The sequence below is a fragment of the Collimonas sp. GW821-FHT07E08 genome (assembly GCF_059418905.1).
Genome location: NZ_JBWKQR010000018.1, coordinates 63,574 through 76,944 on the forward strand (window position 1 = coordinate 63,574; position 13,371 = coordinate 76,944).

General features: G+C 60.8%; 17 protein-coding genes and 1 tRNA gene. 7 read left to right on the forward strand and 11 right to left on the reverse strand.

Features of this window, described 5'->3' with window-relative positions; translation table 11 throughout:
• The first annotated feature begins 12 nt into the window (after positions 1-12).
• The 5 genes from AC07RZ_RS20755 to AC07RZ_RS20775 all read left to right on the forward strand — a co-directional run bounded on the left by AC07RZ_RS20755 (position 13) and on the right by AC07RZ_RS20775 (position 3,035).
• Positions 13-204, forward strand: coding sequence for a DUF1427 family protein (locus AC07RZ_RS20755; RefSeq protein WP_494669405.1), 192 nt, complete (start codon positions 13-15; stop codon positions 202-204).
• The gene (locus AC07RZ_RS20760; protein ID WP_144741600.1) at positions 201-353 is read left to right on the forward strand and encodes a XapX domain-containing protein; all 153 of its coding nucleotides are present in this window, start codon (positions 201-203) and stop codon (positions 351-353) included. Before AC07RZ_RS20755 ends, AC07RZ_RS20760 begins: the two co-directional genes overlap by 4 nt.
• Positions 354-371: 18 nt before the next feature.
• Positions 372-1,076, forward strand: coding sequence for a YoaK family protein (locus AC07RZ_RS20765; RefSeq protein WP_494669406.1), 705 nt, complete (start codon positions 372-374; stop codon positions 1,074-1,076).
• An 86-nt stretch (positions 1,077-1,162) separates the two neighbouring features.
• On the forward strand, positions 1,163-2,086 hold the full coding sequence (locus AC07RZ_RS20770; protein ID WP_342831480.1) for a rhodanese-like domain-containing protein: 924 nt from the start codon (positions 1,163-1,165) through the stop codon (positions 2,084-2,086).
• A 25-nt stretch (positions 2,087-2,111) separates the two neighbouring features.
• A complete protein-coding gene (locus AC07RZ_RS20775) occupies positions 2,112-3,035 on the forward strand; it encodes a LysR substrate-binding domain-containing protein (RefSeq protein WP_342831479.1) in 924 nt (307 codons plus the stop codon).
• 62 nt (positions 3,036-3,097) lie between these two features.
• On the opposite strand, the gene AC07RZ_RS20780 is transcribed toward AC07RZ_RS20775, so the two are convergent.
• Entirely contained in the window at positions 3,098-3,799 is a 702-nt protein-coding gene (locus AC07RZ_RS20780) for a pirin family protein (protein WP_494669407.1), read from the reverse strand.
• A 71-nt stretch (positions 3,800-3,870) separates the two neighbouring features.
• Between AC07RZ_RS20780 and AC07RZ_RS20785 the strand changes: the two genes are divergently transcribed.
• The gene (locus AC07RZ_RS20785) at positions 3,871-4,047 is read left to right on the forward strand and encodes a hypothetical protein (RefSeq protein WP_494669408.1); all 177 of its coding nucleotides are present in this window, start codon (positions 3,871-3,873) and stop codon (positions 4,045-4,047) included.
• A gap of 313 nt (positions 4,048-4,360) precedes the next feature.
• Here the strand turns inward: AC07RZ_RS20785 and AC07RZ_RS20790 are convergent.
• The 10 genes from AC07RZ_RS20790 to AC07RZ_RS20835 form a co-directional block, all read right to left on the reverse strand.
• Positions 4,361-4,436, reverse strand: a tRNA-Lys gene (locus AC07RZ_RS20790).
• A gap of 90 nt (positions 4,437-4,526) precedes the next feature.
• Entirely contained in the window at positions 4,527-5,273 is a 747-nt protein-coding gene (gene ybgF / locus AC07RZ_RS20795) for a tol-pal system protein YbgF (RefSeq protein WP_371326611.1), read from the reverse strand.
• A gap of 2 nt (positions 5,274-5,275) precedes the next feature.
• A complete protein-coding gene (gene pal / locus AC07RZ_RS20800) occupies positions 5,276-5,794 on the reverse strand; it encodes a peptidoglycan-associated lipoprotein Pal (RefSeq protein WP_494669409.1) in 519 nt (172 codons plus the stop codon).
• 51 nt (positions 5,795-5,845) lie between these two features.
• Positions 5,846-7,129 (reverse strand): Tol-Pal system beta propeller repeat protein TolB, encoded by a 1,284-nt coding sequence (gene tolB, locus AC07RZ_RS20805; RefSeq protein ID WP_144741620.1) that lies wholly within the window; start codon positions 7,127-7,129, stop codon positions 5,846-5,848.
• A gap of 3 nt (positions 7,130-7,132) precedes the next feature.
• On the reverse strand, positions 7,133-8,059 hold the full coding sequence (gene tolA / locus AC07RZ_RS20810; protein ID WP_494669410.1) for a cell envelope integrity protein TolA: 927 nt from the start codon (positions 8,057-8,059) through the stop codon (positions 7,133-7,135).
• A gap of 10 nt (positions 8,060-8,069) precedes the next feature.
• Entirely contained in the window at positions 8,070-8,504 is a 435-nt protein-coding gene (locus AC07RZ_RS20815; protein WP_120234731.1) for a biopolymer transporter ExbD, read from the reverse strand.
• Positions 8,504-9,205: a protein TolQ gene (gene tolQ / locus AC07RZ_RS20820; protein ID WP_092399746.1), complete on the reverse strand. Its 702-nt coding sequence runs from the start codon at positions 9,203-9,205 to the stop codon at positions 8,504-8,506. The genes AC07RZ_RS20815 and tolQ overlap by 1 nt, the downstream gene beginning before the upstream one ends.
• Positions 9,206-9,428: 223 nt before the next feature.
• The gene (ybgC, locus tag AC07RZ_RS20825) at positions 9,429-9,893 is read right to left on the reverse strand and encodes a tol-pal system-associated acyl-CoA thioesterase (protein WP_494669411.1); all 465 of its coding nucleotides are present in this window, start codon (positions 9,891-9,893) and stop codon (positions 9,429-9,431) included.
• Between the two features lie 90 nt (positions 9,894-9,983).
• Positions 9,984-10,730 carry an SDR family oxidoreductase gene (locus AC07RZ_RS20830; protein ID WP_494669412.1) on the reverse strand — a complete coding sequence of 249 codons (747 nt, stop codon included), beginning with the start codon at positions 10,728-10,730 and terminating at the stop codon, positions 9,984-9,986.
• Complete coding sequence (locus AC07RZ_RS20835) at positions 10,675-10,971, reverse strand: hypothetical protein (protein WP_494669413.1); 297 nt, start codon at positions 10,969-10,971, stop codon at positions 10,675-10,677. Before AC07RZ_RS20835 ends, AC07RZ_RS20830 begins: the two co-directional genes overlap by 56 nt.
• A gap of 35 nt (positions 10,972-11,006) precedes the next feature.
• Here AC07RZ_RS20835 and AC07RZ_RS20840 point away from each other — a divergent pair, with 35 nt between their 5' ends.
• Positions 11,007-13,355: a TonB-dependent receptor gene (locus AC07RZ_RS20840; protein WP_494669414.1), complete on the forward strand. Its 2,349-nt coding sequence runs from the start codon at positions 11,007-11,009 to the stop codon at positions 13,353-13,355.
• The last annotated feature ends 16 nt before the right edge of the window (positions 13,356-13,371 follow it).

The following is a 13,371-nucleotide window of genomic DNA, read 5'->3' on the forward strand; positions in this document are numbered from 1 at the left end:
TTAAGGATTGCCATGCGCTATACAAAAATCATATTGGGTTTGCTGTTGTCGTTCGCGGTCGGCGCCGCCTGCCACCTGGCGCAGATTCCGGTGCCTTCGCCGCCGGTGCTGAGCGGCGCCATACTGGTGTTCATGATGAGCAGCGGCTACTGGCTGGTGGACCGCTACCTGGCGGCGCGCGCCGCGGCCGGGAGCAAGTTATGATTGCCCTGTTGCTGGGCATGGCGCTGGGTTTGCTGGTCGGCGCCTTGTGCCGCTGGTTCGACCTGCCGTCGCCGACGCCGCCGACCCCGGTCGGCGCACTGCTGGTGGTGGCGATGACATTGGGTTACCTGGCCGCCGGCCAGGTTTGACAGAGGGGAGGAGGCAGGATGGAGGCAGGCAATCGCAGGACCCACCAATCGGTCGTATTGAGTTTCCTGGCCGGTTATGTCGATACCGTAGGCTTCATCGCCTTGTTCGGCCTGTTCACTGCGCACGTCACCGGCAACTTCGTGCTGATCGGCAGCGAACTGGCCAATCATTCGCACGGCGTGCTGATCAAGCTGCTGGCGTTTCCGGCATTCATACTCGCAGTGGCGCTGACGCGCGTCACGCTGATCTGGCTTGAGCGCAGCGGCCGCCAGCCCATGCCCTACCTGCTGGTGCTGCAATTGATTTTCTTGCTGGGCTTCATGATCGCCGGCTGCCTGGCGCAACCGCTCGGCAATACCGAAGCGCCGCTGGCCCTGCTGGCGGGCATCTGCGGCGCCGCCAGCATGGGCGTGCAGAACGCCAGCAGCCGCCTGGTGCTGCAGCACCTGACGCCAACCACGGTCATGACCGGCAATGTCACCCAGCTGGTGATCGACCTGGTCGACATCCTGCGCGGCGCGGCGGACGAAACGGTGCGCCAGCGCTGCGTCAAGTTCTTCTGGCCGGTGGTGATGTTCGGCGTCGGCGCCATCGCCGGCGCCTTTGCCTACAAGTACCTGCGGTTCCTGTCCCTGCTGCTGCCGTCGGTGCTGCTGGCCTGGCTGGCGGTCACGGAATATCTTTCGGAAAAGAGCGAAGCCGGATCGCCATCAACTTTATAATGATCGAGGAATTGAACGCAGTACCCTGATATTGCCGACCTGGCAATTCTGGCAATTATCGACATGGCAACGAGGCGACGAAAGCGATGACCTACCTGTTTCATCTGATCGAGCAATATGGGCTGGTCATCGTATTTTTCAATGTGCTGGCGGAACAGCTGGGGGCGCCGGTGCCGGCCTATCCGACGCTGGTGATCACCGGCGCCTTGATGCATCGCGGCGAGTATTCGGCGCCGGTGCTGTTGCTTACCGCGGTGGCGGCGGCGCTGATCGCCGATTTCCTCTGGTACCTGGCGGGCCGGCGTTACGGCAGGAAGGTGTTGTCCACGCTGTGCCGGATTTCGCTGTCGCCCGATTCCTGCGTGCGGCAGACCGAATCCATCTATTCGCGCTGGGGCGCACGTTCGCTGCTGGTCGCCAAATTCATCCCGGGCTTTGCTTCCATCGCCAGCGCGCTGGCCGGCACCATCGGCACCAGCCGCACCACCTTCATCCTCTACGACAGCATAGGCGCGGCCTTGTGGGCCGGCCTGGCGATTTTCCTCGGTTCCCTGTTCAGCACCGCCATCGACGACCTGCTGAACGTGCTGACCGAGCTCGGCCAGTACGGCATGATGCTGGTGGCCGCCGGCTTTGCGATATTCGTCGCCAGCAAATGGTGGCAGCGCCGGCGTTTCCGCATGTCCTTGCGCATGGCGCGCATCTCGGTGGAAGAGCTGGACCAGCTGTTCAAGCAGGGCATCACGCCAGCCATCGTCGATGTCCGTTCGCCGGCTTCGCAGCAGGCCGGACGGATCCCCGGCGCACGCACCATCTCGCACCAGGAAATCAACAGCTTCGTGTTCGATGCGCCGGTGGACCAGGAAGTGATCGTCTACTGCGCCTGTCCCAACGAAGCCTCGGCGGCGCTGGTCGCCAAGCAGCTGATGCTGCGAGGCTACAAGAAAGTGCGGCCGCTGTCGGGCGGCATAGACGCCTGGATCGCGGCCGGCTACGCGATCGATTCCTAATTCTTTTCTCTCTATCGGGAGTTCCATGTTCAGAATCAGTCTCGATGCGCTGTTGATTCTCGACGCCATCGACCGCCGCGGCTCGTTCTCCGCCGCCGGCAGCGAATTGCACCGGGTCCCTTCGACCATCTCCTACACCGTATCGAAACTTGAGCAAGACCTGGGCGTGCAAGTCTACGAGCGCCAGGGGCCGAAGGTGGCGCTGACGCGCGCCGGCGCCGAGCTGCTCAAGGAGGGGCGCTACCTGCTGAAGGCGGCGGAAGACCTGGAGCACCGCGTGCGCCGCGTGGCCTCCGGCTGGGAGACCGAGCTGACGATCTGCATAGACTCGCTGTTTTCGGTAACGGCGCTGGAAACCGATATCGCCGCCTTCTGCGCGGTAGCCGACAAGACCCGCTTGCGCATCGCCAGGGAATCGCTGGCCGGCACCTGGGAAGCGCTGCTGGAGCGCCGTGTCGATTTGCTGATCGCGGCGCCGGGGCAGGGGCCTGCGGGCGGCGGTTATATCGCCGAGAAGATGGGAACGATTTCTTTCGTGTTCGTAGTGGCGCCAAACCATCCGCTGGCCAAGGTGAAGCGTGTGCTGGGCAAGGCCGAATTGTTGCCGCACCGCGCCATCAGCGTAGCGGATTCGGCGCGCAGGATGGCCTCGCGCACGGTCGGCCTGCTGTTCGGGCAAGACACGCTGACGGTGCCGGACATGCGCAGCAAATACGACTTGCAGCTGGCCGGCATCGGCTTCGGTTTTTTGCCGGAACCATGCGCGCGCGCGGCGATTGCGTCGGGCGCCTTGGTCGTGAAAGAAGTGGAAGAGCCGAAGCCGGACGAAACCTTTTCGCTGGCGTGGCGCACCGGCGACGACGGCGCCGCCTTGAGCTGGTGGATGGAGCGCATGCGCGGCAGCGACGCCATGGCGCGCCTGGTCCGGCATGTGCCTGGAGCGCTCTAAAAAACCAGGCCGGGCAGCTTGGCGCTGTCCCGGCCTGGTTCACTTCCGCTGCGCCTGCAAAATCAATACGGCAGGTCGAACAGCAATACTTCCGCAGCGTCGGCCTTGGCCAGCGTGACCGCAGTCTCGGCTGTCACCTTCACTGCGTCGCCGCCGTTCAGCGCGAGACCGTTGACGCTGACGCGGCCGCGTATCACATGCACATACGCGTTGCGTCCTTCGGCCAGCGTGTGCTGCAGCGGTTCGCCGCCGTTCAGGATCGCTGCATAGATCGACGCATCCTGGTGTATCAGCACCGAGTTGCCGCGGCCGTCGGCCGATGCGATCAGGCGCAGCTGTCCTTGTTTATCGGCGACGGTGAAATGCTTTTCTTCATAGCTGGGCGGGATGCCGGCGACATTCGGCTTGATCCAGATCTGCAGGAAATGCACCGGCGCCGTCGCCGAGTGGTTGAACTCGCTGTGGCGTACGCCGCTGCCTGCGCTCATCCTTTGCACATCGCCGTAATGCAGGACCGAGCCGGTGCCCATGCTGTCCTTGTGTTCCAGCGCGCCGTCCAGCACATAGGAAATGATTTCCATGTCGCTGTGGCCGTGCGTGCCGAAACCCTGGCCGGCTTTTACGCGGTCTTCGTTGATCACCAGCAGCGGCCCGAAGCCGGTATGCTCGGCGTCGAAATAATGGCCGAACGAAAATGTATGGTGCGAATTCAGCCAGCCGTGGTCGGCAACGCCGCGTTCCTCGCTTTTACGAATTTGAAGCATGGTTTTTCTCCGTCAATGACTGCAGGCGGCCCCATTTTTCACCATGAAGAATGATTGCGGCGGATGCAGTGTTGAAGCAACTGGAAGAAGTATGCGCGTTGCCAAATCAAAAGAAAAACGGAAAAAATAGGGATGTATGTTCGAATTTATCGATCATTGTGGAAGTGCCTTTGTTTATGCGGCTCACGGGATGGCAGGCTGATGCCTGCAAGCGTCTTGGGGGCAGGGAAACCGGCATTGCAACATAAAATTCGAAAATAGGTAGCCAGGCAGAAATTATTTGCAACAATAGGCGAGGGCCTGGTCTTGTAATGACACTAATGCTGTTCGTTGCTGACCTGTTTTTGCCTATAAATAAAACCAGCTCCTTAGCCCGTAAATTGCCCCGGGCAAGGAGCTGATTCTTTAACTCGAAACAGCCAGATCGAACACAACGAATAGAGCGGCAATGACCTTGCCAATTCAAATTTGGCGGGACTCGTCAAGAATTGCGGGGAACTGAGGAAGAGGGCAAAGAAAAAGGCCCCCATTGCTGGAGGCCTTATCTGTACTGCTTATTCGTGGTAGGCCGTGCGGGATTCGAACCTGCGACCAACGGATTAAAAGTCCGCTGCTCTACCAGCTGAGCTAACGACCCGAAAGACCGCTATTATATGTAAAGTGCATATGAGCTGTCAAACCCATATGCACCTTTATTTGCACAATCTGCAAAATTAAATTTTGCCGCTTACTTCAGCGTGGACAGCCGTTCCTTTGCAGTCTGGGCTGCCGGCGTGTTCGGATACTGTGACAGCAACTGTTCCAATGCGCGCTTGGACTGTGGCTTGTTCTTCAGCTCGGTATAGCTGCTGGAGATGTTCAACAGTGCATCGGCGGCCTTGGGATTGTCGGCATATTTAGTGACGACCACCTGCTGTGCCGCAATCGCATTCTTGTAATCGCGCAGGGCGTAATACGCGTTGCCCAGCCAGTACTGCGCTGACGGCGCCAGGCCTGAATCGGGGCTGGACCGTATGAAATTCGAAAACGCCGTTGCCGCGGTTTTATAGTCGCCGGCCTTGAAGGTCGCCAGCGCTGCATCGTAGGCTTTCTGGTCGTTGGCGCCGATGCTGACTTCCTGGCCGTCGACGCTGACCTTCTGCGGCTCCAGCTTGCGCAAGCGGGTATCGAGGTCGACGTAGAAATCTTTCTGGCGCTGCTGGGTATTGGCCAGTTCGTTGGTCAGGACTTCGATCTGTCCGCGCAGCTTGGCGATTTCCTGGTTCAGGTGTTCATTCTGGTCGGACAGGCTCAAGGAGCTGGTCTTGTCTGCCTTGGTGTCGACCCTGGCATTCACCGCATCGATCTTGCTGCGTATATCCAAAATCGCCCGACGTGCTTCATCGTCGTCAAACAGCCCGGCGCGGGCGGTCGGAGCGGAAAAAACCGCGGCCAGCATGGCCGCAGTCATCGTGGCTTTGAAGAACGTCCGCATCATTATTGATAAACGATGTCGGAACGGCGGTTTTCAGCGTAGGACGCTTCGTCGCTGCCGAGAGCCTTAGGCTTTTCCTTGCCCAGCGAAACTGCTTCGACCTGGGTATCCGATACGCCCAGCAATACCAGTGCCTTGCGCACTGCCTCGGCACGTTTTTGTCCCAGCGCCAGGTTGTATTCGCGGCCGCCGCGGTCATCGGTATTGCCTTGGATGATGATCTTGCGGTTCTTGTGGCTGTTCAGGTACTGGGCGTGGGCTTCGACCACGGACTTGAACTCGTCCTTGACGATGTAGCTGTCGAAGTCAAAGTAGATGCTGCGCTTGGAGAGGATGCCGCCTGGCTGGTTCAGCGGATCGCTGGAGCCGGCGTCAACCGTATTGACGGAACGGGTATCAGCGCCGGCAGCGCCGCTGTCGACGACCGGGACTGCCTTGTCGTCCAGCTTGACAGGGGACGAGCAAGCGGCCAGCAGAATGGCGCTGGCAATGACGAGGGCAAAGTTTCTGATATTTAGCATTTTTAATTCTCCAGAGTGGGAAACGAACGTCGATTCAAAGCAACTACGTGATTATTTCATGAAAGGACCCCAAGTAGGCTCCCGTATGTCGCCGGCTTGCATAGTTAAGCGCTGTTTTACGCGGCCGTCAACCGAGACCACCGCCAGCGAGCCGCGGCGGCCCGATTCGGTGGCGTACATGATGTATTTGCCGTTCGGCGAAAAACTCGGCGATTCATCCTTGACCGTATCCGACAAGCGCTGTTCCTGACCGTTGGTCAGGTCCAGCGCATACAGCTGGAAGCGGCCGCCGCGCTGCGAAATATAAGCCAGCGTCTTGCCGTCGGGCGAAATGCGCGGGCTGATGTTGTAGGTGCCGCCGAAGGTGACGCGCTGGGCGTCGCCGCCGTTGGCGCTCATCTTGTAGATTTGCGGGCCGCCGCTGCGGTCGCTGGTGAAATAGATGTTCTGGCCGTCGGCCGAAAACTGCGGCTCGGTGTCGATGCCGTTGGTCTGGGTCAGGCGCCGCAAGCCGCCGCCGTCGGAGTTCACCACGTAGACCTGGGTCAGGCCGTCGCGCGCCAGTGCGATCGCCAGCTTGCTGCCGTCAGGCGACCACGACGGCGCCGAATTGCTGCCCTTGTAGTTGGCCACCACGATGCGCTGCTTGGTGATCAGGTTCTGCACATAGACCACCGGTTTCTTGGCTTCGAACGAGACATAGGCGACCTTGGTGCCGTCCGGCGACCAGGCTGGCGAAATGATCGGTTCGTTGGAGCGCAGCGCGACCTGCGTGCCTTCGCCGTCGGAGTCGGCGACTTCCAGGCGGTATTCCTTGCCGGCCTTGATGATGTAGGCGATGCGGGTAGCGAAGGCGCCGCGCGCGCCGATCAGTTTTTCATAGATGTCGTCGGCGATCTTGTGGGCGGTAACCCGCGTGTACTGTGGCGCGGCAGCCATCGCCAGGGCCGACAGCTGGGCCGATTTTACCGTGTCCATCAGGCGGTAGCGGACATCGAAACGGCCATCGGCCAGGCGCTGCACGCTGCCGACCACCAGGGCGTCGGCGCCGCGCGCTTTCCAGTCGCCCAGGTTGACCTGGGTTGCTTCGGAGATGACGTCGCCGGTATCGATGATCTTGAAAAATCCGCTGCGCGCCAGGTCGGCTTTGATGATGGCTGTCACCTGTTGCGGCGCCAGGTCTTCGTTGCTGAAACCGGCGATCGCGATCGGAATCTGGGTAGCGCCGACGCCGGAGGTTTCGATACGCAATTGGGCATTGGCCGGGGCGCTGAATACCAGCGCGGTAAGCGCTAGCCCGATGACCGCGAATATCTGGTGCAGTTTATTTTTCATGGCTTACTGATCTTTCGGTTTATGGGTTCCGATGAAGCTGGACGGTACAGAACCCGTTTTGTCTTTTGGATAAGGCGCCGATTTCTCAATCGCTCGTTTGACCGCCTCGTCGAAACCGGACACCCCAGACGACTTCCTGAGGCGTACGCTTGCTACCGAACCGTCCGGGAGCAGTTGGACATCAAATTCCGCTGCAGGGTTTCCAGCCAGCCCTTCGGGCACATTAAAGATGATGTTCGACTTGATCTTGCTGGCGACCTTTTGCGCATAGCCGGGATCGCCGCGCGGCCCTTGCGACTGGGCTGCGGTGCCGGTGCTGTTGGCAGCGCCGTTGCCCACGGCCTGGCCCAGCATGCGCTTCATTTCATCGCTGCGGCGCTTGGTTTCGGCGGCGGCCTCGGTTGCTGCCTGTTTCTTCTTGGCATCGGCTTCAGCCTTTTTGGCGGCATCCAGCTTCTGCTTTTCCTGCGCGGCGGCCTTGTCCTTGGCGGCTTTTTGCTCGGCTTCAGCCTTCAGCTTGTCCTTGAGCTCATCCTCGGCTTGCTGTTTTTGCAATTTCTTCTGCTTTTCCAGCTCTTCCTGGCGCTGCAGGTCCTTGCGTTCCTGTTCTTTGCGTTTCTTTTCCTGTTCCAGCGCGATTTCCGGGTCCGGCAATGGCGGCGCCACCACTTTCGGCGGCGTGGTTTCCTGGATCACCGGTTCCGGCTTCGGTTCTGGCGTCGGCTGCGGCACGGGTTCCGGCGGCGTCGGCGCGGCGTCCTTGATCTGCGGATCCCAGATTTCAGCCTCGACCGCTATCGGCTGCGTGCTTTGCCAGTGGATGCCGAACCAGAGGAAGGCAAACAGGGCGGCGTGCACCGCCGCTGCAAGCAAGATGGCGCGTATGCTGCCGGGTTCTTTTGGTACGGAATACGGGGAGTTGCCTGTCATAACCAGATCGTCACTTTGTCGCCAGTCCGACGCGGTTAATGCCAAGCATCTTGGCTTCCGAAATGACCTTGATCACTTCGTCGTATTTAATATCCTTGTCGGCCGAAATCATCACCGGCATGTCGGGTTTGTCGGCATGCAGGAGCTGCAGCTTTTGCTTCAAGCCGTTCCTGGGCACGCTCTCGGCCTTGCTGGTGCCGCTTTTCTGGCCGTTGATGCGGACGCTGGTCAGGTCGCCGGGCTTGAGGGTGATCTCGATGTATTCGGTCGGCGGCGTCGCCGATTTCGCCGCATTCGGCAAATTGATCACGCTCGGGTTGGTCAGCGGCGCCGACACCATGAAAATCACCAGCAATACCATCATCACGTCGATGTACGGAACGACGTTGATGTCCGCCTTGAATTTGCGGGTGCGGCCGCCGCGCATGGATGAGGAGCCGGACATTAGCGCGCCTGACGTTGCAAGATGTTGGAGAATTCTTCGATGAAGCTCTCGAAGCGGATGGCCAGGCGATCGACATCATGCGAGAAACGGTTATAGGCAACCACCGCCGGAATCGCGGCGAACAGGCCGATCGCCGTGGCGATCAGGGCTTCGGCGATGCCGGGCGCGACCGCCGCCAGCGTCGCCTGCTGGACGTTTGCCAAGCCGCGGAATGCGTTCATGATGCCCCACACGGTGCCGAACAGGCCGACATACGGCGATACCGAGCCAACCGAGGCGAGGAACGCCAGGTGCGATTCCAGCGCATCCATTTCCCGCTGGTAAGCCGCGCGCATGGCGCGCCGGGCGCCGTCCAGCATGGCGGCGGAGTCGCCTGCGGCCTTGTGGCCGAGCGAAGCCTTGACCTTGTTGAACTCATCCATGCCGGCTTCGAAAATGCGTTCCAGCGCGCCGGTTTGTCCTGCGCCCTTGCGGCGGTTCGAGGTGGCGTCCTGGTACAGGGTGGCGAGGTTGCCGCCGGACCAGAAAGCACGTTCGAATTCTTCCGTCTGCGAACGGGCGCTGCGGATCGCGAACATCTTGCGGAAAATGTAAGTCCAGCTCATCACGGAGACTGCCAGCAGCAGCGCCATGACCAGCTGTACTAACACTGAAGCATTGGTGATGAGGGTAATAAACGAAAGATCTTGGGTGACATTCATGGATAGCGGTCTTGAGGAATGGTCTTAGGTTTAAGTAAAAGACTTAAACGGTGAATTGTAATCGTAAAGTGCTTACCGCAAAATTAGCAATTGCTGAAGAAATTGTTACCGGACGTTATCGCAGGCCCCGGGTTTGTTGCAATGTTGCTCAGACCATGCCCGGCGCCGGAAGGTTCAAGGGTTGCCGCCGCGAACTATTTGGCTGAGTGCATTCAAGCAAGCTTTATGCCGCTGCCGGCACGGAATCGGCGGCGCCGAGCTTGATCTTGTGCAGCACCTGCTTGGGAATGGCTTGTGGCCGGAAGCTGCTGGCGTTCACGCAGGCCACGCTGATGCGGCCGGTGGCCAGCAAGGTTGGTCCTTCCTCGCCGAGGCGCCAGGCTTGCTGGATGAAGTCGACTACCACCCGGCCGATGCGCTCGACCACTACGGTCAGCTGCAGCTCGTCGTCCAGCTTGGCCGGCGCATGGTAGTCGACGCTGGTGCTTTTGACCACAAACATGACGCCGTCGGCCTGCTCCAGCGCGCGCTGGCCGACGCCGGCCGCGCGCAGCCATTCGGTGCGGGCGCGCTCGAAAAATTTCAGGTAGTTGGCATAAAACACCACGCCGCCGGTATCGGTGTCTTCGTAATAGACACGGATGCGCCAGCTGAAGTCTGGGTGCGGGGCGGGGGTCGGGTTGCTCATCGTCTGGCTTGCTTCTGTCGTAGAGGGGAATCAGGAGGGGCGGGCTGCAGGCGGGAATCGCGCTGCAGCCGTTTCAGCTTGGCCTGCGGCTCAGTTGCGCTTGATGCTCATGCCGGCGAAACCCTGGCAGGTCGGCATCATTTCGATGCGGTTGATGTTGATGTGGGGCGGCAGCGTCGCGACCCAGTAGGCGGTGTCGGCGATATCGCCAGGCGTCAGCGGCTGGGTGCCTTCATACACCTTGGCGGCCGCTTCGTCGTTGCCGCGGTAGCGCACGTTGGAGAATTCGGTGCCGCCGCACAAGCCCGGCGCGATATCGGTTGCGCGCACGCCGGTGCCGACCAGGTCGGCGCGCAGGTTCAGCGTGAACTGCTTGACGAAAGCCTTGGTGGCGCCATACACATTGCCGCCCGGATAGGGATATTCGCCGGCGATGGAGCCGAGGTTGATGACGGTGCCGCGCCCGCGTTCCACCATGCCGGGCAATACCAGGCGGGTCATGGTCACCAGGCCCTTGCAATTGGTTTCGATCATGGTTTCCCATTCTTCCAGCGCGGCTTGCTGCGCCGATTCCACGCCCAGCGCCAGGCCGGCGTTGTTGACCAGCACGTCGATTTCCTGCCATTCCGGCGGCAGCGCCGCCAGCGCGCTGCTGATCGAAGCCTTGTCGGTGACGTCCATGACGATCGGCAGGACGGCCGCGCCCAGTTCGGCCGCCAGCTGGTCGAGCCGGTCCTTGCGGCGGCCGGTAGCGATGACCCGATGGCCGTTCTTGGTGAATTTACGTGCCATTTCGGCGCCGAAGCCGGCGGTTGCGCCGGTAATCAAGACAATCATGGTCAATGCTCCTGTCGTTGCGTATTGCGTTGCGGTGTAGGCCCAGCCGGAAATTGTAGCCCAATTTGGCAGGCTGCCATTGCCTATCGCAGAACGGCGGCCCGGTATGTGCCTTGGTGCAGGCCGCACCAGAACGTGGCACAGGAACCGGCGCCGGTTTTGGCCAGGCAAGATTGCTGCCGGTCTCGATGCCTGGTTTTGCCGGAAAGCGTGGCGTGGCATAAATATTGCTGATAAGCATTTTTCACTGCTGTCTACGATAGGGGTTATAAAACAATGAGACCTGGTTCCTCGAATCTGACCTGCGCGATTGCTGCGGCCGCGGCAACTTCCACCTTGCTGCTGGCGACAGCGACGGCTGCAGCGCAGCAGCTGCCTGCCGGCGCCGATCCCGCCACCGCGCCCGAAATGAAAAAAACGGCGAAGCAGAGCGAGCAGATTGAAGCAGTGGTGGTGACGGCGCAAAAGCGCAAGGAAGACGCCAGCAAGGTGCCGCTCAGCATTTCGGTGATCAGCGGCGAGGAACTGCAAGCCGCCCACATCAACAACTTCGCCGACGTCACGCGGGCCATGCCGAATATCTCGTTCTCCGGCGCCAGCGGCGCGGGCGCCGGCCTCAGCAACATCGAAATCCGCGGCATCAGCTCGGCTGCCGGCTCGGCCACCGTCGGCGTCTACCTCGACGACGTTTCGATGACCACCCGCAACCTGTACAGCATGGGCAGTTCCGAACCGAAGTTCTTCGACATCGACCGCATCGAAGTGCTGCGCGGCCCGCAGGGCACGCTGTATGGCGCCAGTTCGATGGGCGGCACCATCAAGTTCATCAGCAACCAGCCCAACCTGAAGGAGCGCGAAGCCAGCGTCTATTCCGAAGTGTCGGGGACCAAGGGCGGCGGCACCAACTACACCGTCAACGGCGTCGTCAACCAGCCGCTGATCCCAGGCGAGCTGGCGCTGCGCATCGGCATCCAGACCGGCCATGAGAGCGGCTATATCGACCAGGTATCGCCAACCACCGGCAACGTGATCGCTTCCGGCATCAACTCCCAGGATTCAAGCGTGGTGAAACTGGCCATGAAATGGCAGCCGACCCGCAACCTGAGCATCACGCCCTCGGTGTTCTACCAGGAAGTCAATTCCAAGGATATCGATGCTTCCTACCTGGCCCTGCCCAAGAACCAGACCAGCAAGCTGGTGCGCGAACCGGGCAACGACCGCCTGCTGGTGCCTAGCCTGACCGTCAATTACGACATGGGCAAGGCTGACCTGGTGTCGGTTTCCAGCTTTTACCAGCGCACCTTCAACCGCACCCAGGACGGCACCACCGTCAACAACCTCGGTTCCGCAGTGCCGGACACGCCGCCCGGCCTGGCGGCCGCGATCGGCGCCTTGCCGTCGGCGGTGTACCTGCAGAACCAGGTGCGGCAGTTCTCGCAGGAATTCCGGGTCGCATCCAAGCCGTATGACCAGAAGGTGTCGCCTTTCACCTGGCTGGGCGGCGTCTATTACGCCAACCTGCACACCAATGTGACCGACAACGAGCCGATCTTCGGCCTGAATGCGACTTACGCCGCGTTCGGCGCCAATCCGGCCGATCCGGGCCAGCTCGGGATCGCTTTCCCGAACGACAATTCCTACTTCAGCGAGCGCCACTACCGTACCGAGCAGAAAGCGGTGTTCGGCGAGCTCAATTACTATTTCGTGCCGACCCTGCACGGCACCGTCGGCCTGCGTTACCTGCAAGCCACCGACAGCCTGAGCCGCAACGGCGACGATTACTGGAACGGCGGCCCGACCAGTTCATCGGTCAGCAGCAGTTCTTCCAAGCTCACGCCAAAGTTTTCGCTGATCTGGGAAGTCGATCCCAACAACACCGTGTACACCTCGGCCACCGAAGGATTCCGGCTGGGCGGCAATACCCGCCCGATCCCGGCCTCGCTGTGCGCGTCCGACTTCGCCAATCTCGGCATCACCGAGGCGCCGACTTCGTTCAAGTCCGACAAGCTGTGGAGCTATGAGCTGGGCAACAAGTCGCGCCTGCTGGGCAACCGCCTGTCGGTCAACGCATCCGTGTTTTACATCCAGTGGGACGGCCTGCAGCAGGATATCCAGCTGCCAGGCTGCGGCTTCGATTACGAAACCAATGTCGGCAAGGCCAAGAGCTACGGCGCCGAGTTCGAGATCAAGGGCAAGCCGACTTCCAGCATCTTGCTCGGCCTGTCCGGCGGCTACACCAAGGCCACCCTGTCGTCCGACGTGCCGTCGCTGAAAGCGCACGCCGGCGATCCGATCCAGGGCGTACCTAAATACAACGTGAGCCTGACCGGCCAGTACTCCTTCAACCTGCCCGGCGACTATTACGGCTTCGCCCGCGCCGCCGCGCATTGGACCGGCAGCAGCCACGGCACCCTGGTGGCTACCGACCCGGATTACCAGCGCCCGGCCTACAGCACCGTCGATGCTAGCGTCGGCGCCACCTATGACCGTTGGGAGCTGACCCTGTTTGTCAAGAATCTAACCAATAGCGACAAGGTGATCCAGCGTCCGAACGTGCAATCGGTGTCGGAAGGCTACCGGGTCGCACCGCGCACCATAGGCGTCAGCCTGGCGGGCAAGATATAAATATCTGCAATAATTA